The sequence below is a fragment of the Myroides sp. N17-2 genome (assembly GCF_002286775.1).
Classification (GTDB): domain Bacteria; phylum Bacteroidota; class Bacteroidia; order Flavobacteriales; family Flavobacteriaceae; genus Flavobacterium.
The window spans coordinates 1-23,004 of record NZ_NSGJ01000005.1; the positions used below are offsets into that span (position 1 = coordinate 1).

Consider the following 23,004-nt stretch of genomic DNA (forward strand, 5'->3'; position numbering starts at 1 on the left):
TATCTAATTCTATACTATCTTTGTGGAGTACTTGGTACACGGGGTTGTAGGTTTTGTTTGTTTAGCGACACAAATTTCTATAACCCTTCTTTATTTTACAAAAGTCAAGACGACTTCATAAAATATTAGATAATTTAAAGTTTGAATCTGCTATAAGTTTAGACTATACTTTAGCTAATTACTCTCAATATTATAATCCAAACTATGGAGATGGGGTAAGTCGTAAAGGTTCAGCTTCAGAATCAGATAGAAAGATATTCAACTATGTATGGCAAAACTCTTTAGATTATAAGTTCTATTTAGGTGAACTACATAAATTTAATGCTAAGGCATTAATGGAATTTCAAAAGAATAAGATTAACCTTTTATCAGCAGGTGGAGAGGTTTTACCTCCAGGTTTAACAAGTGTAGGGACAGCAGCAGCTAACTTTAGTGCTAATGCTAATTATGACGATTGGACTCAGTTGAGTTATTTAGGAATGTTGAATTATGCTTATGACGATCGTTATTTACTAGATCTTACTTTAAGAAGAGAGGGTTCTTCTAGGTTCTCTAAAGATGATAGATGGGGTACATTTTATGCTGTAGGTGCTGCTTGGAATATTACTTCTGAAAAATTCATGAATGGTGTTGATTTTCTAGATTTACTTAGACTAAGAGGGTCTTATGGAACTACTGGTAACTCAGGTGTATCCATTAATACGTACCAACAAATGCTAAGTGCAGGTAGCTATAATAATGAGGCTGGTTTATACATTAGTCAAATTGGTGGGCCACTTGGGTGGGAAAAGCAAACTAAGTTTGACTTAGGCGTTGAATTTGGATTACTTAATAATAGAATCAGTGGTAGTTTTGCTTATTTTAAAAGTAAGTCAAAAGACTTATTGTATTCAATGCCGTTATCTATGACAACAGGTTTTGCTAGTCAATGGGTGAACCTAGGTGACTTAGAGAACTCTGGTTTTGAGGCAGAATTAAACTTTGATATTATTAAAAGTAAGGAGTTTAATTGGTCTATTGGAGGAAATTTAGGTACTGTTAAAAATAAAGTGACAAGAATGCCTGTTGTAGATGGTAAACCTTTAGAAGTAATAGGAAGCTATAATGCAATTGTAGAAGGAAAAGCGATTAGAACTTGGTATCTAGCAGAATATGCAGGTGTGAATCCTGATAATGGATTAGCACAATGGTATATGGCAGATGGTAGTAAAACAACGAACTATAATGCCGCAGAAAAAAGATATCAAAATTCAAGCCCATTACCTAAGGTAACAGGAGGTGTGAATACTCACTTAGATTATAAAGGTTTCTATTTAGATGCTTTATTCTCATTTGCTACTGGTTATAAAGTATATGATAGCTGGGCAAGTTATACTAATGCTGTGAATAGTAGATCGTTAAATACATATAATGGATCAGTAGAGTTAATGGACAGATGGCAAAAACCTGGAGATATAACAGATGTGCCAAAATTAACTACAGGTGGTGGAGGTACGTATACTTCTCCTAGTACTAGATTTTTATATGATGGTGATCATGTCCGTTTAAGACAATTAACAGTAGGATACGATTTTAATAAGAATGCTGTAAAAGCTCTAAAGCTTGATGGAGTTAACTTATCAGTATCAGCACTAAATCCATTTACTTGGGTGAAAGATGGTAGATTAAAAGCAGATCCAGAGGTAGATGCAGAAGGGTATATCGAGATGACTACTCCAGCGATTAAGTCTATAGTATTTTCGTTAAACGTTAAATTTTAAGTAGAAGATGAAAAGATATATAAGAATAGTAATGTTATCAGGATTGTTATCAGGTGGAATGCTAAGCGTTTCGTCTTGTTCACTTGATCCTGAACAAAGTAGTAAGGTTGATAATGAGAAAAGTCCAATACGAACTGTAGAGGAGTTAGAAGCGGGAATAATTGGGTCTTATGCAAGAATGACGAGTTCTATGTACTATGGACGTGATATGATTATCTTCTCTGAAAGTAGAGCACCATATGCATATTCTACAGGTGTAAGTGGAAGATTTGATAATATATCAGGTTTTACCTTACAGACTACTCACGCTTATCCAAGAGATACTTGGAATCAAATCTATAGAGTTATAGCAAATACAAATAGAGTATTAGAAGCAGAATTAGGAAGTGATAAAGGGTTAGTAGATTATTTTAAAGGACAAGGATATATCATTAGAGCCTTAGCACACTATGATTTAATGCGTCTGTATGGAGAGCAGTATGTAAATAATACGGGTCTAACAGCTCTTGGGATTCCTTATATAACAAAGTTTGGACAAACGAAGGCTGAGGTACAAAGGCAAACTGTAGCATCAAACAAACAAGCTATTTTTCAGGATTTAGACTTGGGAATTGAATTGATGAAAAACTCACTTGATAATGCAAAGAGCAAAGAATCAAGAGTGAAGATTAACCTATCTGCTGCCTATGCCTTAAAATCAAGAATAGCTTTGTTTTTTGCACATTATGATTCTACTCTTTATAATGTAGTTGCAGAGTCAGCTTCATTATCTATCAAGGAAGCTAATCGTATGAATGTTAGCGTAGCTCCTAGAGCAGGTTTTTTAGATGGATATAAATCAGAAGCTGTTGCGCAAAACTCTATTTTTGAGTTTGCACAGTCAGGTACAGATCATTCAGGAGTGAATAGCTTATTTTACATCTACAATGTTTTTGCTAATGGTGGAGGATATGGAGACGTAATTTGGAATGGAGATGTGACGTCTGTATTTCCTGAGGTAATGGATGGGTTAAACTCCCTAGATATTCGCCAAGATGTAGTTACAAAAGATTATCAAGGTGTATTGCGTAATACAGGTAAGTTCACAGCGATGTCATCTAATATTAAGATGTTGCGTATAGAAGAAGTAATGTTTAACTATATGGAAGCTGCTGTAAAAGGTGCATCAAATGCAGATAAGGGTGTTGCTCTTAATTATCTTAACACAATCGTTAGTAATCGTGTGTTATTAGTAGACCCTAAAATCGCTAATGATGCAGGGAAACCCAAAACATATATTGCTTTAGATTTCGAAACTGTAAAGAAAGAACGTACTAAAGAGCTAATGTTTGAAGGATTGGGGTACGAAGATGTTATGAGATGGGAAGGTGTGATTAAAAACCCTAAGACAGATGTAAATACTAATTTAAGTACTAAAGGAGAAGTGAGATATGGTGACGTATTAACTGCATTCCCAATACCTATCTCTGAAATTAACGTTAGTAAAATAGATCAAAACCAAGGATATAAGTAACATTGATTAGTTAGTATATAGGTTTCTTAGAAGGCTATAGATACTAATCTACATTATCTCAAGTAATTAGTTAGTTTCTTTTTTGAGATATAATTAGCCCCGCTTAATACAAGCGGGGCTTTTTTTAACCCTTAAATCTGCAGTTAGATGAGATGTATTTAGGTAAAGGTTTTATCTTTGAACTACAAAGAGAACAACGATGCACTATCAAGAAATAATTCCAATAAAACCATTACAAGGGTATGTCCGATATTTTTGGGTACTGGAAGATATGTCTGATAATGTAGAGGCTAAAGACTTTAAGATTATACCTGATGGGATACCTGCCTTGATCTTTCAAGATAGACCGAACCAATTCTTCGATGGGAATAATCAAGCTATGCCACAGCTGTATGTCTATGGGCAGTTTAATACCTATACGAACCAAACAATCAATAGCAATTTTCGCATTATAGGTGCGTACTTAGAACCAACGGCTTTAAAGACCCTATTTGGAATAGATGCCGTTTTGTTTAATAATCTGAATATTCCTTTAGAGGATATCGTGACAGAACCTATCCTTGAACGATTAGTCAATGCTATATCTGTAGAAGAGAAGATAGAAATAATAGCAAGGTTCTTATTAAACTTAGTGCAAGAGGTAAAATACAAGGCTGAGAAAGCCAACTTCGCCACTTCGCTGTTACAGCGTGGTCAAACACTTAAAGAGGTACAGTTAGAGATGAATCTATCAGAGCGTACACTAGAGCGCCTAATCAAAGAGTATGTAGGGATGACTCCTAAGGTGTACTCTCGGATTGTTCGCTTTCAGTCAAGTCTAGACCTACTTCGTCAAGCTGATTTTAAAAGCCTAACTGAACTTACCTATCAAAGTGAGTACTTTGATCAATCTCATTTTATAAGAGAGTTTAAAGAATTTACTGGAACAAGTCCTAGAAGCTTTTTGTTTAATACAGAGGAGCAGTTGCCTAACTTTCCTAAGATAAACCGATAATCAGCGTTAGCCAAATACTACAAAGTCATTCTACTTCAGACCTGTTTTTTATAATTTCTTTTTGTTTATATGTCTATCACTTATTTTGGGTTAAAGAAGTAATGTAGAACTGTCGGTTTTATACAATTTTACACTTCATACGATAAGTAGTTTTGCCATAGTAATTAATAAGATACAATTAGTATGAAAAATGTACAGCGAGTAACAAGGCTAAACCCAACTACATTATCAGGTCCTGTAGGGAAATACTCACATATAACCATAGTACCTAAAGAGGCTACTATTTATACTTTCTCAGGACAAATAGGCACTGACTTAAACGGAAATATTCCAAAAGATTTTAACGAGCAAGTAACCAATACGTTTGCCAATATCACAGCATTGTTAGAAAGTCAAGACTTATGTGGTCAAGATATTATAAAAGTGAATGTATGGGCGACCAAAGAAATTGATTGGGACTATTTTTACAAGGTGTGGGATACCATCTTTAATCAGAGTGATCCTTCAATGACTATTGGATATATCACAGCACTAGGCCTTCCTGAGATAGATATAGAGATCGAAGTATGGGCTGCTAAATAACGGCTGCTTAAAAAAAGTAGGTTGTCTTACTAAGACAACCTACTTTTTTTAGTGCAAATTACTTTTTTGACTTATGTCAATGTTTTTGGGGACTAGGAAGTAGAAATTTGCCCTATCAAAAAATGTAAAAAAGATGAATAGTAAGTATTATAAGTATGTAAATACTTTGTTTGTAGTCATTCCGATGACTCTGATTATGGCAATAGTAGGATTAGTTAGAAACTACGGTTTCGGTGAAGGATGGTTCTTTTTGTTTCTAAAAGCTTGGAGTGTGATGTTGCCTGTAGCATATGCCTCAGCATTTCTAATTATCCCAAGAGCGCGCAAATATGCAGAGCGATTAATTAAATAAGAAAAAATATATAATGAGCACACTAGAAAATGTCTTAAACCAATTTGGTTGGGATAGTCAAGAAAGAGTAAACCAAGCACTTAGTTTTATTAAAAGCGGTAAAGGAGTTTTATTATTAGATGACCAAGACAGAGAGAATGAAGGGGATATTATCTTCTCAGCACACTTAATGTCAGAACAAGATATGGCGATGATGATCCGCTACTGTAGTGGGGTGATTTGCCTGTGTTTAACTAATGACAAGGCAGACGAATTAGAATTACCTTATATGGTGACAGAGAATAGTTCACGTTTTCAAACGCCATTTACTGTAACTATTGAGGCAGCTGAGGGAGTGACTACAGGATTATCTGCGGCAGATAGATTAACTACTGTGCGTGCAGCAAGCGATAAGAATGCAAAGCCTGCTGATCTAGCTCGTCCTGGACATATATTTCCACTTAGAGCAAAGAATGGTGGAGTGTTAGAACGCAATGGACATACAGAAGGAGCGATAGACTTAATGAAGTTAGCCGGTCTTCCGCCTCAGGCAGTATTATGTGAACTAATGAATGACGATGGGACTATGGCGAGATTACCTGAAGTAGTAGCATTCGCTAAAGAACATAAAATGACGGTATTAAGTATAGCAGATTTAGTATATTACCGTACTTTTGTAACAGAGAAATAAAGAAATATAAATGAAGCAACTGATTGAATATATACAAGATAGAGTGAAAGTGAGTGACGAGGAGCTAGATACGATCCTTTCCTTTTTTCGCTATGAGAAATTGCAAAAGGGTGAGCAACTTACTTCTTCTGGGGTTAACTCACAGAAGCTTTATTTCGTATGTAAAGGGTGTTTGCGTATATTTTATATTAATGAGGCAGGGCAGGATGCTACGAGATTCTTTGCTTTTGAAAATCAATTTGCAACTGCCTTGGTTAGTTTTATCAATAGTTCGGCTTCGTCTGAGTATCTACAAGCCTTAGAAGTAAGTGAGGTTTATTCTATTACACACGCTGATTTTTATAATCTATTAGAACTCGTTCCTAGGTGGGAGAAGTTCTACAGACAGTATTTAGAATTCGCTTACATCAATAATACAAATAGATTACAAGCAATGGTGACCATGGATGCAGCAGAACGATATAACGAACTACTCAAGCTTAATCCCCAAATAGTACAGCGATTACCTAACAAGATAGTTGCTTCATATCTTAATATCTCTCAGGAAACCCTGAGTAGAATAAAGTCTAAATAAGTCGGATTATTTATACCTAGAATAGCTTTGTAGTATTTGACAAAGGTCTATTATAGGGCTAACCCTCTTGACAGTGTGTGCTGTTGAGAGGGTTTTTTATTTTAAATAGTTAATTTATTATCTTTCTTTACTATCGACGCTTAAAAGTAGCTTTTACTGTGTCCAACTTAATTGTGCACGCGGTGCGTGCACATTTGAGAATGTGTGATAAAAATTATGATGTGATTTTATGAAGAGCCTTTAACAGAGTGTGTTATTTTGTATAGGGCATGATGTTTTAATTTTTTATACCTTAGGGGAGAGAAGTATGTGATAACCTATTTATTGTATAAGTAACTTCTTTTTAAATTGGAAGAAATGTATCTAGAGTATTAAAGATTATGAGGTATTTTATTTGTTTGATATTATTGGTTGTTTTGTTTTTTAGTAATTGTTCAAGGAACAGTGATTTTGATTCAATTATAGAACAGAAAGTAGAGTTATGTGTCAATAAAACAAATGATTGTATACTTGACTTTTCGGAATTGATATGTCCTGAATGGGATACAATGTATTATTTTTCAGTTGGAGTATCTTTAGATGAAATAGAACAGATAATTGGAGGTAGTTATACTGAATGGGAAGATATTGGAGATCGAGTTGTTTTTTTAAACAATGGAAAAATAGTCTATCAGAAGTATTGGTTTCCTACTATAGACCAAGCTATAAAGGGCGTTGTTTTTGTGACAGATGTAAAAACGTTCAAAGTGAGTAAAACAGATGCAAAGTTTAAAGCTACTAAACAAGATGGCGTGATTTACTTGAAGAAACTTTAGGTGTGATAGAATGAAGGGGGGGGATTCTAAATCGAAGAGATTAGATACTATCTACAAATTCAAGATAGTACTGTTTGATTAGAAGCTTGGAAGATAATACCTCTATAAACAACAGCAGTAAGACCATCAGCTACTAAGCGTCTAGTCTCACCACTGTTACTTATTTTAAAAAGGGAGCTTAGTTAAGTCTACATTTCCTCCTGATAGGATGATACCTACTTTTTTGTCTTTAAGAAGTTCTTTATCTTTTAATACTGCAGCAAATGCCACGGCACTCGACGGCTCGATGATGATGTTCATTCTTTCCCATATCAAACGCATCGCAGCTGTAATCTCACTTTCTTCTACACGAGTGATCTTCTCTATCCCCGCTTTGATGATAGGGAAGTTGATATCACCTAGATGTGTTCGCAGTCCATCAGCGATAGTATAGTCGTTAGTATGTAATTCTATCTTTCCCGAAATAAGTGAGCGATAAGCATCATCTACTGCTTTAGGCTCTCCACCGATAACCTTCGTATGAGGGCTATTCTCATTTACAGCAAGTATCGTCCCTGCTACTAGACCACCGCCACCTATGGGAGTGAAGATATAATCCAAATCAGTAATATCTTGTATAAGTTCGAATGCCGATGTTCCTTGACCTAAGATCACATTGAGGTCATTAGACGGGTGTATAAACGTCAATTGCTTACTCTCTATTAACTGCTGTGTGTACGCCTCTCTATCTTCATTAGTAGGAGGGCATAGCGTGATAATCCCACCATATCCCTTGACTGCTTCTACTTTAATACGAGGAGCATTCTCAGGCATTACGATATAAGCAGGGATGTTTAGCGACTTAGCAGCTAAAGATAAGGCTTGAGCGAAGTTGCCCGATGAGTGGGTGATGACACCTTTTGCTTTTTCTGCATCAGTTAGGTTAAGGAGGGCGTGGATAGCACCTCTAAATTTAAAAGCTCCCATACGCTGCAAGTTTTCACATTTAAAGTATAACTCACATCCCGCTATTTCGTTAAGAGCAGATGAGGTTAAGACAGGTGTACGGTGTATAAACGAGCTGATTTGGCTATGTGTGTTTAGAATACTTTTTGTCATAATTAGGATATGTGTTAGATGGTTACTTCAGCTATTAAATCTACTTCTAGTTGATACCCATAATGTAGCTCAGGGACAGGGACTACCGTTCTCACAGGTTTGTGTTCACCCATATATTGCGCATATAAGGAGTTAAACAAAGGCCATAACTGTACATCAGTGATATAGGCTGTTATTTTGACTACTTGATTTAACGAACTATGAGACTGTTCTAAGATAAGCGAGAGGTTATCAAAGACTATTTTAAACTGCTGTTCAAAGGCCGCTAGGTGATGATGATTTCCATTTGTGTCAATGGGTAATTGACCTGAAATATATAGATTGTTATTGCTGACTATTGCGGTACTGTAATGACCGTTAGCTTTAGGCAGGAAGTTATTGTTTATTATTTGCATCATTTGTAATTTTAGATAGACAAATCTAATAGAACAAATAGCCTAAAAATAGAACGCAATTTGCCTTACTTATAATTGTTCAAACTTCTTAGGCAAGAAGCCTGTGTATTGTTTAAAGAAACGGATAAAATGACTTTGGTCTGCGAAGCCACATTGCAAGGCGATCTGAGAGAGACTTTGCTCTCCATTGTTAATGAGTTCTAAAGCGTGATAAACACGGAGCTTTCGCTGATAAGTAGAGATAGTACAGCCAGTAAACTTACTAAAGTGTTTAGAGATACTAATCTTGTGTAATCCTGTTATCTGTGATAGCTCTTCTAAGGTAATAGACTTATCCCAATATTCCTGTAGATATTGTTTGATTTGCTCTACCCATAGCGGTGGGGTTTTATACAGTGAAGTTGATTTATCTGTACCAAACATCCCTAGTACAGCTTCTTCTATTGCCAATGGCTTTACATCATCTTTAGCGTATAACTCTTTATAGAGTTGCATCATCTCTAAGGGAAGAGAGAAGTCCTTTTTGGTAATTAGTTCTACTGTGTTCTCTGTATTGATCTCTTGGATAAACAGCGGGTCAAAGTCAATGTTGAGGTGTATAGAGTTTTTAGACATCATATTGATCTGATGAGGTTCATCTCTGTGATAGAATGTAGAGCTTAATAAACCACGCTCGTACTTATCAGATTTCTGCTCTTCACATCCCCCTTTAAGGACAAAGCTCAGATGTGCATTAGGATGGCTGTGTCTAGTATTATCAAATGACTCAGGGGTATAATAGGTTACAGAAGTAGTGAATAGTGTATTCTCTACCTCCGCTATCTTATTACCTGAATATTGTCCTTTAGCTAGTTCTTTCAATACAGTGGGAATTAGTAATTATACCTTAAAGAACAAATTTAGTGATTATTGTCTGTGATAGTATGTTAAACCTAGAATTAGCATTAGCTAAATACTACAACGTAATTCTACTATGTAATGTAAGGATGCAAGTAAATTAAGCATCAGACTATTTAAGGGATACAAAATATAAGGGTGTATCAAAAAGATTAATTTTAAATGTATATATTTGCAAAGTATTGAATATCAATATTCATTAGGCCAATCTTCTAGGTCGCTTTTTCAAATAATCAAGTAGATATAAGGTATTAAGATAAAATAGGGGTTTTTATGCTGACTTGTTTTGAGTGAGTCCATAGTGAGTCCATAATGAGTCCATAGTGACTCCATTAAAATGGTCTTTTTAATGGAGCCACCATGCACACACGATGCTGTCAAGATACTTTCATATAAAGACACATAGGTACTTCATAGATAGGAAGTGATAATACGGTAGTTTTGTCTTGAGATAGATGATGAAAACTATAATCCTTAGATGGACTAAAATCGTTGTTTTCTAAATGAGGAATAGAAGTGCTAATTTACGAAATTAAATTGAGCGTATATGAAAGGGGATTGAATTGATTTTGATTTTTTAAAAGTCAAGATAACTATGGCTAAATAGTTTAGTAAAATTATTTAAGTTAAATAAGAAGCAGTATCTTAGTGCTAATGCAATACTATTTAAGATATACATTATGAAAGTAGACTTAAACGAACAATTCTTTTGGGAATTAATAGCGCAAGCGAATACTAGTGATACGCCTGAGTCTTATGAGTTAGACGAACATATTGATGAGTTGACAGCCTTGCTGTCAGAGTTAGATTCAGGTGAGATGATTTTGTTTGAGATGACACTCAGAAAGAAGATTAATCAGCTTAATACGGTAGAGATAGCAGAACTAAGTATGATCTTAGAGAACAGCTTTGAAGAGAATGAAGGAGTCTTTGACTTTGATGATTATATGTCTACTGATGGATTTATCTATTTTAGATGTTGGCTGATTTTGAGAGGAAAGGAGTTCTTCTATGAGATTATAGAGGATATTAATGCCTTTATTAATGGGAAGTATGAGTTTGATATATCGGATACGTGGGCAGAGGGATTGTTATATGTGACAGATTTAGCTTTTGATGCGAAGTATGGGCAGGAAGACTCTAGTTTCGTGACTGATGCAGTGGATGATCTATATGTTGAAGTTGTTCATTATGACTTGATAGAGACTGATTGGACGAGAGAACCTTATACAGGTACAGAACTACAGTTACACTATCCTAAGTTAGTTATGGAGATAGGGGAGCTAAGAAATGAGGAGGAAGAGGAGTAGCGGTTATTTTTTAAAATATGAATAAGATAGAGTTAATACAGCAATGGTATAAAAACCAATGTGATGGTGAATGGGAACATATCTATGGTGTCAAGATTGAAACACTTGATAACCCAGGATGGCGTGTTGAGATTAGTCTAAAAGATACTTGTCTAGAAAACAAAAGTTACTCAAAGGAGATTATTGTGGATGATAATAATTGGATGATTATTAATGCTGATGGGGAGATATTTAAAGGGTATTGGGATACTAGTAAACTAGACTTGATTTTAGAAGAATTTATATCTTCTTTTGCGATTCCATATATAACTGAATCAACTAGTTTATATACTTTGTATGAAGAGATAGATACTGATATTAAAGTCTATAAAAAGGTATTAGCTAGGATGCATAATCTTGATAGTTTTGAGATAGTATCAATTCCTGTTTTTGAATTAACAGAATTAGTAGTTTTGGATATTAATGATTTTGAGAAGATTCAAGCAGATAAGATAAGGCAAATATCAAGGTATCAAGTAGGGGATATTGTCCAATGTGAATTGGTAACGATGTTTGATTGTATAGGATTGGTAATTGTTTAGTAATTTTTTTTAAAACAATATGTCAAATTTAAATAGAGTATAAACTTTAAGTTTCCATTCTTAAGTATATTTTTGCAATAAATAAGGAAGTGTTATGAGAGCTATAAAAAATCAAATAGAATACAATGCTTTATGTGAGCGTATAGAAGTACTATTAGAAGTAGTGGGTAATGACACTCCTACTACTGATAGAGACTTTATAGAGTTAGATATCATCTCAGACTTGGTAGTGGATTATGAGCAAATGAATCATCCTATAGAACCACTATATTAGTGGAGTTATTGAATCTTTAAATTAAGAAATTAGATATTGACCCTGCCATTGTTTTAGGGGTTTAGTATATAGAATATGAGTTACACCAAGCTTACTAAAGACATAGAGAAATACTATAAACTGCACGGTATGCAGTATTACTATAATGCCTTAGAGACTTCTGCAGAAGAACAAGCAGAAAGCCTTTTAAGGCACAACAAGGTACGTGATATTATCATCGCACAATGGAAGGGAGATAAGCGCTATAAGGAGCTTATTTCGTGCGCACACGGTGGGTGGTATAGCTATGATGTATTTAATGAACCGCTAGCTGTATACTTCGTAGAGCAAGGTGAGATCTTAGCTCTTCAAGTACTATGTGAGCGCGGTATCCGCTTTAAGATAGAGGATACACTGAATACGCTAGAAAGAGCAGTACAGGAGTTTCCGAATATTACGAAAGAGGAGATGGTCAAGTTTAATCTTGACTTATACTTACAGAGTGAGTCTTATCATCCCGTAGGAGAAGTGGTGAAGTATAGAGGGAAGGCGCTTACGCTTATCGATCACTTGATCCGATATATAGAAAGCACTGATGAGGTGGAGTACTTAGCCCAACTACAAGTACTTCGCGATAAAGTCTACCAACTAGAGGTAAAGAAGTCTGACTTTAAGTGTTTTAAACACAAGATTTAGAGTTGTGTTATAGCCAATGCTTATTAGGATTATAATGTGTAGAGAGAACAGCGTAAATAGTAATAGTTTTCTCTTGTTCTTCAATTCTAAAATGAATCATATATTTAAATCTCTTTAGCGGAAAACAATGTACATCTTTATATCTTAACTGTGTGTAAGGTGAGTTTTCTAAATATGATAATGCAGCACTATATTCGTTAAGGAATTCATCTCCTAGATCAGTCTGTTTAGTATTTAGATAATACATCGCATCCTGCAAATCGAATAGTACCTTAGTATCTACTTTAATTTCATACATAGATTTACTTGTTCTTTAACAGAGCCACCATTTCGAAGGCATCCATAAACTCAGTAGAGTTCTCTATGCGGTCTAGTACAATGCTTTGTTGCCATTGAGGAATGTTAGAAGATTCTTCTTCTTTTTCTTCTAGTGTTAGGTAGTCAATAAACAAGTCAACTTCTCTAAGTAAGTTCTCAGGTAAATTCTCAAGTTTATAGTTAACTTTCTTTAGCCTTTCTGATTTGTTATTATTGTTCATTTTGTCAGTTTTTTATTAGTTAACTTATTGTTACTTAATAGTGTATTGCAAAATTACACTTTTTTTGTTATTGTTGTATATCTGAATTCAAATTACACAAAATAAAAACACCCCTTGCTAGTATTTACTAACAAAGGGTATGATGTATTATCTAAGTTCGATGTCAAACTGTGTGGCTAGTACAGTTCTAATACGGTTTTGTTTTTCATTAATCTCCTCGTTGTGTAGGGTTCTATCATTAGATCGATAAGAAACTCTATAAGCAAGAGAAGTTTTGCCGTCCTTAGAGAACTTGTCTAGTAGACTTATATTCTCTATGATATCTTCTGCTTCTTCTCTTATGATTTCACACAGGTTATTATATTGATCCCAGTTGCCTTCTCTGTTCTCTTTATAGTCAGCCACCCAAAACGAGATGTCTTTGTGAACAGGAGGGTACTTAGAGTATTCTTTAAACTGTGTTAGCCCACTTCTGAACTGTGATAAGAAACGCTCATCTTCTGACCAGATATATCTTATATCAGGAATGTTACAGTAAGACAATAACAACCTGTCTAAGCCTAACCCGAATGCCCATCCGGTAGCGTCTATATCACAATTGTCTAGTATCTGTGTATGTATCACGCCAGCTCCTAATACTTCCATCCAATCCCCATTTTGCCATACTTCTAACTGTATAGATGGGCTTGTGAAAGGAAAGTGATCATCTAAGAATCGGTATTCTTTACCAGGATATAAGTGTTGTATTAATCCTTCTAATGTATTCTTAAGATCTTGGAGTGCATCACTACCTTTAGGGAGTAACTTAACTCCTTCTATTTGGTGAAATACAGGATAGTGTGTTCTATCTATAGTATCTTTTCGATATACATCCCCTGTGACGATAAACTTGTCATATCCCTGTTTTAATAAGCTATTTTGATGTGCAGAAGTTTGAGTACGAAGTACGTGTTCAGCATCCATATAGTAGGTGTCATTCATAGAACGAGCGGGATGATCTAAGGGAACTAATAAATCATCAAAATTCTCTTTTAGCGTGACTACTTCACTGATATTATCTACTAAAGTGAAGCCCTCGAAGTAAAGTTGTATCTTTTCTTTTAACTGACAGATAGGATGTAGTTTGTTATTGTGTAATTTTAGATTGCGTTTATCTAAAATAGATTGTGGTATATTATTCATAATTGATAACCTTGTTTGGACTACCTAGTATTTGTACTAAATAGTTATTGTGATTCTATATTTTCTGATGCTTGTTTGACTGTCTGTACGCAACAGACATAATAAATTATAATGACCCTTTAGGGTCAAAATAAAAGTAGAAAATCACTAATAAAACTTGGCTAAGTGGAAGACACATATTGTTTTAATTACAAAGCTCAAAGATAGAAATATAACAATGGATAGTTATAAGAATAAACACCAATGAACATAATCATAAGATGAACGACACGATAATCATGCTGAGTAAACTTAATTCTTTTGTAACATATATTCACCATATGTCTCTAAACCATATAACCACCCAATAATAGAAGTAATGAGTAAGCATAAAGCAATTTTCGAGTCACTGTATAGTCAGTATTGGAAGAGTATTTATCGGTTGGCTTTAGGGTATGTCAATGATGCGGATTGGGCAAAGGATATCGCACAAGAAACCTTTGTCAATGTGTGGAACCAACTCCCTAAGTTTAGACAGGAGGCAGGCTATGGTACGTGGATATACCGTATCACGGTTAATATCTGTCTGCGGCAACTACAACGGAGTAAGAAAGTAGTGCCTAATGAGGCAAAGGTATTGCTAAGCACGTGTACCGTTGATGAGGTATATCAAGAGGTGGATACACAGCGACTCTATCAGGCTATAAGTGAACTAGCAGAACTGAATAGAATCATCATCTCACTAACTTTAGAGGGAGTGGAGCAGAAAGAGATAGCGGAGATAATAGGTTTATCACACGCTAATGTACGGACTCGTGTACATCGTATCAAAGAAGAACTGTATCAAAAACTCAAATAATTATGGAAAGCAAACAAGTGAATTTAGAACAGCTTTGGGCTACTCCAAGAGTAGAACAAGGTAATATCGTTGAGGTGTTTAAATCTATAGATGCCTATCGTTTAAAGAAAGTAAAGATGAATTGGGCTCTAGCTATAATAGGAGTATCTTCTCTAGGATGGATTATCGGAGTTAATGTATCATTAAGAGGAACTGTGTTCTATGACTCTATTTGGGTAATACTAGGGAGTATAATTTGTGGTTTAGCAATCACAATGTTTATGATTAGTTATTATCGCTTAAATGGCTTAATACCAGGATCTATATTAACACAGACAACAAGTGATTATATTGTGTTGTTAACTAAAGAGAAGAGACAACAGTTACAATTATCTAAAGTATGGATGAATGTATATATCTTATTGTTTCTAGTGGGGATAGGGGTATATAGTTATCCTTTTATAGCGCTTATAGGAGATACTATAGCACTTCTAGGAGATGCTGTGGTGTTCATATATTACGGTGTCTTAATGGTATGGGGAGGTATTAACCTGTATTGGAACAAGAAAAAGAACACTAAGAAGATAGCAGAATTAGAACAGATGATAAACAAGTTAGAAACGATACAATAGTAAAAGAGGCTGTCCATATAGACAGCCTCCTTGTATTGTAAATCGTTTTCAGGTGCAAAAAAAATTAGAATCTATAACGTACAGCTATACCTAAGTCAGCATAGATACCGTTGCGGTAGCTATCGTTTAAGTAAACTTCCGGACGTAAATCAACTGCTACTTGGATAGGCACTTCTTTAAAGTTGTACTCTATACCTACAGTTCCTGTAACAAGCCCAAAAGCTCCACTGTCAGAATGTTTGCTGTGTTTGTGATCATAGTAACTTGAGTTCCAAGTTCCCACTGCAGCACCAACTCCTGCGTACCAATCAAATCCTCCTTCGATGTTCCATACCCACTCATAAAGACCTGTAACTTTCACAGCGTCATAGTGGTCATTGTTTCTCCAACCTAAGTCTAGTTCTAGACGGTTGTTCTTAGATAAATCTCTTTGGTAAGAGATCTCAGTCCCCAATCCATTGTTTCCTCCGAAACGCAATCCTAATGCGTTCTTAGGCCCTTTTTGTGCCTGAGCAGTAAACGCTACCGCTACTACTAGTGCAACTGAAAGCAATAATCTTTTCATCGTAATATTTATTTTTTTGCGGTTCAAAAGTAGTGCAAATAGTAAGGATATTCAAAAAAATATAACAGAGAGTAACCACTTGCACCTAATGTGTACTTCTAGTATTATAGAAGTATTAAGTTATATTATGAGGTTTAGTGTATTACCTTAAATCTGCAACTACCATCTACTACGAATGAATTCTACTTTACATAGCTTCAATTAGCTCAAAAACCACACTACAGTGTGCTTTAATCACTAATCTTGCTCTGTTTTATACAATTCATTCTCGTTTAAACGTTATCTGCAGATTTAAGGTATTAAATTCTGTTATGTTATAATGACAACGTTTAGCAAATAGGATTATTGGATGAAGAATGTTAAAATATCTCTTGTTTAGATATATGCAACTAAATCAGTGAATTATTCTTCTATAAATCAATATTTTGAACTATATTACATTCATTCTTATAGCTTGATCCTAAGTGTTGAGGTTGTAAGATTTAATAGCTAAAAATCAATTGATTATGACAATACAAGAATTAAAGAATAGTCTTACTTTGCCTATCGTAGTTTCTCCGATGTTTATTATCTCAGGAACGAAGCTAGTCATAGAGTGTTGTAAGAACGGTATAGTAGGTACATTCCCTGCATTAAATGGAAGAAGTTCAGAGGTATTTGAACAAATGTTAATTGAAGTAACGACTGAGTTAGCTGCTTTTGAGAAAGAGACAGGGATTAAACCAGCTCCCTTTGGAGTGAACTTGATTGTAAACAAAACCAATCCACGTGTGATGCCTGACTTGCAGTTATGTGTGAAGTATAAAGTACCTTTAGTAATTACCTCTCTAGGAGCAGTGAAGGATCTAGTAGATGCAGTACACAGTTACGGAGGATTAGTGTTCCACGATATAGTGAAGAAAAGACACGCTGAGAAAGCTGCTGAGGCAGGAGTAGATGGGCTGATCTGTGTAGCAGCAGGAGCAGGAGGACACGCAGGAACAGCAAATCCTTTTGCACTAGTATCAGAGATTAAGAGTTTCTTTAAAGGAGCAGTATTATTAGCAGGAAGCTTAGACACAGGTAGTGATGTGTTAGCTGCCAATACGATAGGGGCAGACTTCGCTTATATGGGAACTCGTTTTATCGCAACAGATGAATGTCTTGCTGTAGAAGAGTATAAGCAGATGGTGGTTAACTCAGGTATAGATGATATCATCTATACAGATGGGGTATCAGGGGTAAATGCTAACTTCCTTAAGCCAAGTATAGAGCAGGCAGGGGTAGATCTTTCTCATAAGAAAGAGGAAGACTTCTCTCAGATGAGCGCTGATAATCATAAAGCTTGGAAAGACATTTGGTCTGCAGGGCACGGTACCGCAGGTATTGATAAGGTATTAAGTGTAAAAGACTTGGTTAATCAACTTAAAGCAGAGTACAAGGCTGCACTGAATAAGAATGAAGAGATTAAGAATAATCTGAAGTTCTAAGATATTATTGTAAATAAAAACAGCTCCCATAGTAGGAGCTGTTTTGCTATTTGTTTATACGATCTCTAATTGATTTGTGTGCATCTAAGGTTAGGGGGAGTCTTCCATATCCACTTTCACTTCTTTTTTTGTGTTGTGGTGGTTCTTCACCGATTAATGTATCACGTGCTATGATTGCTTGTTTATTATAATCATAATAATGAATAACATAATTACATTGATAAGCATTACCAAAACTCTTCTTAGGCTTATTATCTGTAGAATTACTAAATAGGTCATTTACATACTCACCTACGATTTCGTTTGTTGATTCCACTAAGACTAGTCCATTAAGGTTCTCACCAGGGTAGTTCTCTGATAATTCAAAGTCTTCATTCCATAGTAATTTATAAGTTGCCTTATTTAGTTGCCTGTCAGTATCTAGTATGATGTACTTGCCATTCCATTTTATAGTTGAAGGGCTATATGGAATTGGTACATCGCGATTTGAAAATAGCTTTGTAACGTTTTGAGATAAATGATCTGTTTTTTCTTTTTCCTCTGTAATGACAACCCCCATATAGTGAAAAATATACACCCCAAGAAGACCGAAAAAAGAAAATAATAATACAAGACCTAATGTTGTTCTATCTTTCATAAGTTGTTTTTGTGTAAATTATCGTTTGAAAGTGAAACCCCTGAATTGTTTTTTCAGCTATTTCTTTTTGAAAGTCAGCTTGCTGAGCAATTTCTTCTGCAAGAATAAATAGTTGAGGACGTTTTATAGCATTAACACAAATGAAACAAACTATTTCATCTTCCTTGTTAGATAATGTTAAAACGTTTATCTCAGGTGTGTTAACTTTTATTGAATAGATAGATGAAGGTGATATATTTATATCTGCTTTTGATTTTTGTCTGATACAAATATTGCCTGTATTGATAGTAATGGAACAGGGGCGACGGAATATACGTGTCAATACTACAAACAATGTAACTATTATTACTCCTATAGGAATCCAATAATATTTGTTACTATGGTAATACTCTAATTGTCGTAGTAATTTATGAAACCCTCCGAAGTAGATAGACCCAATTATTAACCATATAATTAAGTATGGGGTTAGTAATAAAATATTACGTGATTTGTTATATTCTTTGTATTCTAATGTTGACATAACATTCTCTATTTGTCTAACTAAAATACTGTTAAATAATTAAATGTGTTATATTGATAATTCTTTATTTACGGTGTTTTTCAAATATAAATAATAAAAGCTCCTATAGTAGGAGCCTTTATTGTTTATATCAATGTATACGAATTAATACTTAAATGTCAGTGATAATGTATAATATCTACCATTACCTCTAGCATACTCAGCATCACGAGCCACTAACATAGAAGCACTAGTATAATACGTCTTGTTAAACAAGTTCTCTATTCCTAAGGATAGTTGAATGTTCTTGTTATACTGATAGGATGTTTGTAAGTTAAATAGGTCGATAGGGGATACCTTTCCTTCTCCTTCGTTATAGACTAATACACCTGCTTTATTAGGCTGTGGGTCAAAACGATCTCTTTTAGAAGTATGTGTATAATATAGATTTACCCATAAGTGTTCTATCGGTGTGATAGTAGTAAACAAGCTTAACTTAGGAGCAGCAATATTTAATCCACTCATATAGGTATCATAACTAGAGCTATCATCTGACTTCATCTTTCCTTCATAGCTAGAGAAACTACCTCCTACAGTAGCCCAATCCACAGGTTCACCATCAAAGGCTAGTTCGATACCATTTATGCGTTGCGGACTTCTTACTACTTTCCAGAATCCTCCTTCGCCTGCCTGTAGGTCGCTTCCCAGCTTAGCTACTGACCAGAAATACGCCGCTCTGAAGTTCCAGTTGTTCCCTAATTTACTTGTAAACCCAACTTCGTAGTTATTGGTTACCACCGGATCAGTTTCTATCTTAGAGACTACATCACTCTTGGCATCTCTTAAGATACGACCTAAGTCATAGATAGATATCCCTTGAGAGAATGACACATAAGGGTTAAACTCATCTACGACAGCATACGATAAGGCAGCATTAAACGATATCTTGTTATAATCTAAGTTACCCCCTTTGATCGCTAGCCATTCTTGGTCTTTCTTTAAAGGGATGGTTTTATAGTCAGGTACTTTTACGCTGATATTGTCATAGCGAAGACCTGCTTTTAAGGTAAGGTTGTTATAGAACACGGTACGTGTTTGTAGATATACAGCGCTGTTATACGCCTTTAATTCAGGTACCCATAATCTCCCATCTACTAGAGGTTGACTCGTCTTATCATATAAGAAATCACCACCTACGATATAGTTCATACGGATATCCTCTGAGAAGTTTAGCTTAGAGAGTAAGCTCAATCGAGCTCCTAGTTTTTCTGCTTTGATCGTAGCTTGCCCTCCTGTTTCTTCCCAGCGAGGTGATTTAGGATTATGTGCTCTATAGTCAAATAAGGTATAGATCTTCTGACCGAATACAGACGCTTCTAAGTCAGTATTCGTGAATATCTCTTTACTTGTAAATTTAAGATAAGCATTGTGATTATACTTTGTACCTTCATTCTCGGCAGCAGGGTCTTTCTTACCGATGACACCTATCTGTGGAGATTCTAAGTATTTACCACCAGATCCTACAAGATCAGTATCTTGAAGTGCACTGTAGAAGTTATACATTGCTTCTATGCGGTTATTGGTGTTAAAGTCGTATCCTACCTTAGCTAATAAGTTCTGAGTAGTTACTTCTCCTAATCCATAGCGTGGAGAGATAAACTCACCTTCACCATCTACAGCACGTCCTGCCTTAACTATTCCGCCGTTTAGTAGGTAGTCAAAGCTTTTATACTTACCGCTAAACTGTTGGTTTACTTTATATCCTTGTGTACCCTGACCTTTCGAGATATTAGCATCTGTATAGCCTATAGAGGTACTACCGCTAAATACTCTGTCTTGTGTACTTTTTTTCGTGATAAAGTTAACAATACCTCCGGCACCACCACTTCCATATAGAGAAGAAGCACCTTCTATTACTTCTATACGCTCGATGGCATAAGGGCTGATCGTACGTAGGTCTCTATCTGTACTACGCAGAGGAGTACTCTGTGGTACACCATCTATTAATACAAGTATCTGTCTTCCTCGTAGGGTTTGACTTCTATTACTTGTAGTATTAGAACTTAATCCGATACTTGGTACTGCTAATCCTAAGATGACAGACATATCAGGATTAAGCTGAGCATAGGTCTCTATTTCTTTTTGAGAAATTACGATTACTGAACTTGAGGTGTTTCTTTTGACCTCCGGTAGTCGGGTAGTTGATAGTACTATTTCTGATAGTTGTGTGTCTTCTTGTTTCGTGTTTTCTTGAGAGAATGCACAGTAAGGAAGAGAAATTAGTGCTAATAGTGTGTATTTAGTTATATTCATACATCTATTTATTAATTGAGTTATTTATACTGTAAAGTTAAATGTTTTATCATTGTTTAGAATCAGTACAAATAACTTTTATAATATCTGCAACATTTCTTTTTTTAGAGATATAGATTAGAGGTGTTTTTTTTGATTGTATTATTAATTCTATACTAAAACATTCTAATTTCTATGATATAGTAGCATAGTTGGAATGTAGGAAATCAAATATTTATCTAGTAAGTTATATGTTGTGTTGTCTAAAAGAAGCGAGTGCAAGTAATTCATTGCTGTAATAAAGGCCTAACTCGTTAATTGATTATGAATTATATTAATAAATAACTTGTATTTATTCTAAAAACTACTATCTTTGCCCTTCAATTATCAAGAATTCTTCTGAGGAATGTCTCCGAAGGATAGCAACCTGCACAACAAGCAAGGTGCTGCAATCGATAAGCCAGAAATGGAAAAAATGTTGTTTACTTCCTTAGTAAGTTTTATTTCTACCACTCTGGTAAATTATTTGTAATAACATCATTTATTAAATTGCAATTATGTCAGAGAACAAGTTTTACACCTTTATTCCATTCTTTATTTTTATAGCCATCTTTTTAGGCTCAGGTATTCTATTAGGAGATTTCTATAAGATGCCATCACCCATAGCTATTTCTGTAGGTATCATATCTGCTTTTATTATATTCTACAAGACTTCTATGAATGATAAAGTGATATCATTAATACAAGGATGTGGAGATAGTAAGATCATCACGATGTGTATTATTTATTTACTAGCAGGAGCATTTGCTGTAGTGACTAAAGCTATCGGTGGGGTAGATACGATGGTAAATATTGGGCTTAGCGTTGTTCCTATAGAATATTTAGCCATTGGTATATTTGTTATTTCTTGTTTCTTATCCTTATCTATCGGTACTTCTGTAGGTACTATCGTTGCCTTAGGACCTATCGTAGTAGGTCTAGCGGAAAAGTCAGGTACTTCTATGGGGCTATTATGTGGTAGTTTATTAGGGGGAGCAATGTTCGGTGACAACCTTTCTATTATATCAGATACAACGATTACCGCTACACAAACAGTAGGTTGTGAGATGAAAGACAAGTTTAAAGCCAACTTTAAGCTTGCACTACCTGCAGCATTGATTACTATCGTTATCTTATTCTTTATGAGAGGCGAGGCAAGTGATGTCGTGTTAGAATTAGGTGATACGAGCAACTTCTGGGTGATAATACCTTATATCTTGATTATTGTTTTGGCATTAGTAGGAGTGCAAGTCTTCGTGGCTTTATTTATAGGAATTTTTGTAGCAGGAGTGATTGGTTTATTCCAAAATAACTTTGATGTCTTAGGTTTTGCTAATATTACGTATGAAGGGTTTCTTTCTATGAATGAGATCTTCTTCTTGTCTATGTTAACAGGTGGATTAGCGAGAATGGTAGAAGACCAAGGCGGGATACAATGGTTGCTTTCTAAAATGAAGAAACTAATGAAGTCGCCTAGAAGTGCTGAGTTTGGTATCGCGGGATTAGTATCAGCTATAGCAGTATGTTTGGCAAATAATACCGTGTCTATCTTAGTAGCAGGGAACTTGGCAGGAGATATAGCAACAGAGTATAAACTAGACAGACCTCGTGTAGCTTCTATCCTTGATATCTTCGCCTGTGTGGTACAAGGTATCTTGCCTTATGGGGCGCAGATATTAATTCTATTGAGTTTTACTAATGGTGGTATCGATTATCTCGACTTAATACAGTATTCTTATTACTTCGGTACATTGTTGATTGTCACGCTAATCTATATGATCTTTTTAAGAAAAAGTGCACAATCAGCATAAAAACAGTCTTAGAAAATACAAATTGTTTATAT

General features: G+C 35.1%; 26 protein-coding genes and 1 riboswitch. Of the genes, 16 read left to right on the forward strand and 10 right to left on the reverse strand.

All coding sequences use genetic code 11. The annotated features are described in order from the left end of the window. The first annotated feature begins 122 nt into the window (after positions 1 to 122). From CF599_RS03330 to CF599_RS03365, 8 genes are all read left to right on the forward strand, one after another. Positions 123 to 1,760: a SusC/RagA family TonB-linked outer membrane protein gene (locus CF599_RS03330; RefSeq protein WP_256383554.1), complete on the forward strand. Its 1,638-nt coding sequence runs from the start codon at positions 123 to 125 to the stop codon at positions 1,758 to 1,760. 7 nt (positions 1,761 to 1,767) lie between these two features. Next, complete coding sequence (locus tag CF599_RS03335; protein ID WP_121964629.1) at positions 1,768 to 3,273, forward strand: RagB/SusD family nutrient uptake outer membrane protein; 1,506 nt, start codon at positions 1,768 to 1,770, stop codon at positions 3,271 to 3,273. Positions 3,274 to 3,472: 199 nt separating this feature from the next. Next, on the forward strand, positions 3,473 to 4,267 hold the full coding sequence (locus CF599_RS03340) for a helix-turn-helix domain-containing protein (RefSeq protein ID WP_121964630.1): 795 nt from the start codon (positions 3,473 to 3,475) through the stop codon (positions 4,265 to 4,267). Between the two features lie 183 nt (positions 4,268 to 4,450). Next, entirely contained in the window at positions 4,451 to 4,849 is a 399-nt protein-coding gene (locus tag CF599_RS03345) for a RidA family protein (RefSeq protein WP_121964631.1), read from the forward strand. Positions 4,850 to 4,982: 133 nt separating this feature from the next. Then, positions 4,983 to 5,201: a DUF2798 domain-containing protein gene (locus CF599_RS03350; RefSeq protein WP_121964632.1), complete on the forward strand. Its 219-nt coding sequence runs from the start codon at positions 4,983 to 4,985 to the stop codon at positions 5,199 to 5,201. Between the two features lie 13 nt (positions 5,202 to 5,214). Then, positions 5,215 to 5,871 carry a 3,4-dihydroxy-2-butanone-4-phosphate synthase gene (gene ribB, locus CF599_RS03355; protein WP_121964633.1) on the forward strand — a complete coding sequence of 219 codons (657 nt, stop codon included), beginning with the start codon at positions 5,215 to 5,217 and terminating at the stop codon, positions 5,869 to 5,871. Positions 5,872 to 5,881: 10 nt separating this feature from the next. Next, positions 5,882 to 6,445 carry a Crp/Fnr family transcriptional regulator gene (locus CF599_RS03360; RefSeq protein ID WP_121964634.1) on the forward strand — a complete coding sequence of 188 codons (564 nt, stop codon included), beginning with the start codon at positions 5,882 to 5,884 and terminating at the stop codon, positions 6,443 to 6,445. A 380-nt stretch (positions 6,446 to 6,825) separates the two neighbouring features. Then, positions 6,826 to 7,260 carry a hypothetical protein gene (locus CF599_RS03365; RefSeq protein WP_121964635.1) on the forward strand — a complete coding sequence of 145 codons (435 nt, stop codon included), beginning with the start codon at positions 6,826 to 6,828 and terminating at the stop codon, positions 7,258 to 7,260. A 165-nt stretch (positions 7,261 to 7,425) separates the two neighbouring features. Here the strand turns inward: CF599_RS03365 and CF599_RS03370 are convergent, their stop codons facing one another. The 3 genes from CF599_RS03370 to CF599_RS03380 form a co-directional block, all read right to left on the reverse strand. Continuing rightward, entirely contained in the window at positions 7,426 to 8,358 is a 933-nt protein-coding gene (locus tag CF599_RS03370; RefSeq protein ID WP_121964636.1) for a threonine/serine dehydratase, read from the reverse strand. A gap of 14 nt (positions 8,359 to 8,372) precedes the next feature. Next, entirely contained in the window at positions 8,373 to 8,756 is a 384-nt protein-coding gene (locus CF599_RS03375) for a RidA family protein (protein ID WP_121964637.1), read from the reverse strand. A 66-nt stretch (positions 8,757 to 8,822) separates the two neighbouring features. Next, entirely contained in the window at positions 8,823 to 9,614 is a 792-nt protein-coding gene (locus CF599_RS03380) for a helix-turn-helix transcriptional regulator (RefSeq protein ID WP_121964638.1), read from the reverse strand. 716 nt (positions 9,615 to 10,330) lie between these two features. On the opposite strand from CF599_RS03380, the gene CF599_RS03385 reads away from it, so the two are divergent. From CF599_RS03385 to CF599_RS03400, 4 genes are all read left to right on the forward strand, one after another. Further along, positions 10,331 to 10,960, forward strand: coding sequence for a DUF4240 domain-containing protein (locus tag CF599_RS03385; RefSeq protein ID WP_121964639.1), 630 nt, complete (start codon positions 10,331 to 10,333; stop codon positions 10,958 to 10,960). A 17-nt stretch (positions 10,961 to 10,977) separates the two neighbouring features. Further along, positions 10,978 to 11,541 carry an immunity 53 family protein gene (locus CF599_RS03390; RefSeq protein WP_121964640.1) on the forward strand — a complete coding sequence of 188 codons (564 nt, stop codon included), beginning with the start codon at positions 10,978 to 10,980 and terminating at the stop codon, positions 11,539 to 11,541. 94 nt (positions 11,542 to 11,635) lie between these two features. Continuing rightward, complete coding sequence (locus tag CF599_RS03395; protein WP_121964641.1) at positions 11,636 to 11,815, forward strand: XRE family transcriptional regulator; 180 nt, start codon at positions 11,636 to 11,638, stop codon at positions 11,813 to 11,815. A 75-nt stretch (positions 11,816 to 11,890) separates the two neighbouring features. Beyond that, positions 11,891 to 12,490, forward strand: a complete 600-nt coding sequence (locus CF599_RS03400; RefSeq protein WP_121964642.1) for a hypothetical protein — start codon at positions 11,891 to 11,893, stop codon at positions 12,488 to 12,490. A 7-nt stretch (positions 12,491 to 12,497) separates the two neighbouring features. Here CF599_RS03400 and CF599_RS03405 read toward each other — a convergent pair whose 3' ends face one another. From CF599_RS03405 to CF599_RS03415, 3 genes are all read right to left on the reverse strand, one after another. Next, on the reverse strand, positions 12,498 to 12,788 hold the full coding sequence (locus tag CF599_RS03405) for a hypothetical protein (RefSeq protein ID WP_121964643.1): 291 nt from the start codon (positions 12,786 to 12,788) through the stop codon (positions 12,498 to 12,500). Between the two features lie 4 nt (positions 12,789 to 12,792). Next, on the reverse strand, positions 12,793 to 13,029 hold the full coding sequence (locus CF599_RS03410) for a hypothetical protein (protein WP_121964644.1): 237 nt from the start codon (positions 13,027 to 13,029) through the stop codon (positions 12,793 to 12,795). Between the two features lie 147 nt (positions 13,030 to 13,176). Continuing rightward, the gene (locus CF599_RS03415; protein WP_121964645.1) at positions 13,177 to 14,211 is read right to left on the reverse strand and encodes a hypothetical protein; all 1,035 of its coding nucleotides are present in this window, start codon (positions 14,209 to 14,211) and stop codon (positions 13,177 to 13,179) included. Between the two features lie 358 nt (positions 14,212 to 14,569). Between CF599_RS03415 and CF599_RS03420 the strand changes: the two genes are divergently transcribed. Both CF599_RS03420 and CF599_RS03425 read left to right on the forward strand, forming a co-directional pair. Next, complete coding sequence (locus CF599_RS03420) at positions 14,570 to 15,049, forward strand: RNA polymerase sigma factor (protein ID WP_121964646.1); 480 nt, start codon at positions 14,570 to 14,572, stop codon at positions 15,047 to 15,049. 2 nt (positions 15,050 to 15,051) lie between these two features. Beyond that, the gene (locus CF599_RS03425) at positions 15,052 to 15,660 is read left to right on the forward strand and encodes a hypothetical protein (RefSeq protein ID WP_121964647.1); all 609 of its coding nucleotides are present in this window, start codon (positions 15,052 to 15,054) and stop codon (positions 15,658 to 15,660) included. Between the two features lie 64 nt (positions 15,661 to 15,724). Here CF599_RS03425 and CF599_RS03430 read toward each other — a convergent pair whose 3' ends face one another. Continuing rightward, on the reverse strand, positions 15,725 to 16,225 hold the full coding sequence (locus CF599_RS03430) for a hypothetical protein (RefSeq protein ID WP_121964648.1): 501 nt from the start codon (positions 16,223 to 16,225) through the stop codon (positions 15,725 to 15,727). Positions 16,226 to 16,731: 506 nt separating this feature from the next. On the opposite strand from CF599_RS03430, the gene CF599_RS03435 reads away from it, so the two are divergent. Then, positions 16,732 to 17,694 (forward strand): nitronate monooxygenase family protein, encoded by a 963-nt coding sequence (locus tag CF599_RS03435; RefSeq protein ID WP_121964649.1) that lies wholly within the window; start codon positions 16,732 to 16,734, stop codon positions 17,692 to 17,694. 46 nt (positions 17,695 to 17,740) lie between these two features. Here the strand turns inward: CF599_RS03435 and CF599_RS03440 are convergent, their stop codons facing one another. The 3 genes from CF599_RS03440 to CF599_RS03450 all read right to left on the reverse strand — a co-directional run bounded on the left by CF599_RS03440 (position 17,741) and on the right by CF599_RS03450 (position 21,143). Then, entirely contained in the window at positions 17,741 to 18,331 is a 591-nt protein-coding gene (locus CF599_RS03440) for a hypothetical protein (RefSeq protein ID WP_121964650.1), read from the reverse strand. After that, positions 18,321 to 18,851, reverse strand: coding sequence for a hypothetical protein (locus tag CF599_RS03445; RefSeq protein ID WP_121964651.1), 531 nt, complete (start codon positions 18,849 to 18,851; stop codon positions 18,321 to 18,323). Before CF599_RS03445 ends, CF599_RS03440 begins: the two co-directional genes overlap by 11 nt. 144 nt (positions 18,852 to 18,995) lie before the next feature. Continuing rightward, positions 18,996 to 21,143, reverse strand: coding sequence for a TonB-dependent receptor (locus CF599_RS03450; protein ID WP_121964652.1), 2,148 nt, complete (start codon positions 21,141 to 21,143; stop codon positions 18,996 to 18,998). A gap of 358 nt (positions 21,144 to 21,501) precedes the next feature. Beyond that, positions 21,502 to 21,608: riboswitch (SAM-I-IV-variant riboswitch) on the forward strand. 62 nt (positions 21,609 to 21,670) lie between these two features. Between CF599_RS03450 and CF599_RS03455 the strand changes: the two genes are divergently transcribed. After that, positions 21,671 to 22,972, forward strand: coding sequence for a Na+/H+ antiporter NhaC family protein (locus CF599_RS03455; protein WP_121964653.1), 1,302 nt, complete (start codon positions 21,671 to 21,673; stop codon positions 22,970 to 22,972). The last annotated feature ends 32 nt before the right edge of the window (positions 22,973 to 23,004 follow it).

What these genes read in the sequence shown, in the direction of transcription:
- CF599_RS03375 (WP_121964637.1), bottom strand. Translation starts at nt 8,756, where the DNA reads ATGATGCAAATAATAAACAATAACTTCCTGCCTAAAGCTAACGGTCAT.
- CF599_RS03385 (WP_121964639.1), top strand. Translation starts at nt 10,331, where the DNA reads ATGAAAGTAGACTTAAACGAACAATTCTTTTGGGAATTAATAGCGCAA.
- CF599_RS03370 (WP_121964636.1), bottom strand. Translation starts at nt 8,358, where the DNA reads ATGACAAAAAGTATTCTAAACACACATAGCCAAATCAGCTCGTTTATA.
- CF599_RS03340 (WP_121964630.1), top strand. Translation starts at nt 3,473, where the DNA reads ATGCACTATCAAGAAATAATTCCAATAAAACCATTACAAGGGTATGTC.
- CF599_RS03350 (WP_121964632.1), top strand. Translation starts at nt 4,983, where the DNA reads ATGAATAGTAAGTATTATAAGTATGTAAATACTTTGTTTGTAGTCATT.
- CF599_RS03445 (WP_121964651.1), bottom strand. Translation starts at nt 18,851, where the DNA reads ATGTCAACATTAGAATACAAAGAATATAACAAATCACGTAATATTTTA.
- CF599_RS03360 (WP_121964634.1), top strand. Translation starts at nt 5,882, where the DNA reads ATGAAGCAACTGATTGAATATATACAAGATAGAGTGAAAGTGAGTGAC.
- CF599_RS03400 (WP_121964642.1), top strand. Translation starts at nt 11,891, where the DNA reads ATGAGTTACACCAAGCTTACTAAAGACATAGAGAAATACTATAAACTG.
- CF599_RS03440 (WP_121964650.1), bottom strand. Translation starts at nt 18,331, where the DNA reads ATGAAAGATAGAACAACATTAGGTCTTGTATTATTATTTTCTTTTTTC.
- CF599_RS03405 (WP_121964643.1), bottom strand. Translation starts at nt 12,788, where the DNA reads ATGTATGAAATTAAAGTAGATACTAAGGTACTATTCGATTTGCAGGAT.
- CF599_RS03345 (WP_121964631.1), top strand. Translation starts at nt 4,451, where the DNA reads ATGAAAAATGTACAGCGAGTAACAAGGCTAAACCCAACTACATTATCA.
- CF599_RS03430 (WP_121964648.1), bottom strand. Translation starts at nt 16,225, where the DNA reads ATGAAAAGATTATTGCTTTCAGTTGCACTAGTAGTAGCGGTAGCGTTT.
- CF599_RS03390 (WP_121964640.1), top strand. Translation starts at nt 10,978, where the DNA reads ATGAATAAGATAGAGTTAATACAGCAATGGTATAAAAACCAATGTGAT.
- CF599_RS03425 (WP_121964647.1), top strand. Translation starts at nt 15,052, where the DNA reads ATGGAAAGCAAACAAGTGAATTTAGAACAGCTTTGGGCTACTCCAAGA.
- CF599_RS03365 (WP_121964635.1), top strand. Translation starts at nt 6,826, where the DNA reads ATGAGGTATTTTATTTGTTTGATATTATTGGTTGTTTTGTTTTTTAGT.
- CF599_RS03450 (WP_121964652.1), bottom strand. Translation starts at nt 21,143, where the DNA reads ATGAATATAACTAAATACACACTATTAGCACTAATTTCTCTTCCTTAC.
- CF599_RS03335 (WP_121964629.1), top strand. Translation starts at nt 1,768, where the DNA reads ATGAAAAGATATATAAGAATAGTAATGTTATCAGGATTGTTATCAGGT.
- CF599_RS03435 (WP_121964649.1), top strand. Translation starts at nt 16,732, where the DNA reads ATGACAATACAAGAATTAAAGAATAGTCTTACTTTGCCTATCGTAGTT.
- CF599_RS03420 (WP_121964646.1), top strand. Translation starts at nt 14,570, where the DNA reads ATGAGTAAGCATAAAGCAATTTTCGAGTCACTGTATAGTCAGTATTGG.
- ribB (WP_121964633.1), top strand. Translation starts at nt 5,215, where the DNA reads ATGAGCACACTAGAAAATGTCTTAAACCAATTTGGTTGGGATAGTCAA.
- CF599_RS03415 (WP_121964645.1), bottom strand. Translation starts at nt 14,211, where the DNA reads ATGAATAATATACCACAATCTATTTTAGATAAACGCAATCTAAAATTA.
- CF599_RS03395 (WP_121964641.1), top strand. Translation starts at nt 11,636, where the DNA reads ATGAGAGCTATAAAAAATCAAATAGAATACAATGCTTTATGTGAGCGT.
- CF599_RS03410 (WP_121964644.1), bottom strand. Translation starts at nt 13,029, where the DNA reads ATGAACAATAATAACAAATCAGAAAGGCTAAAGAAAGTTAACTATAAA.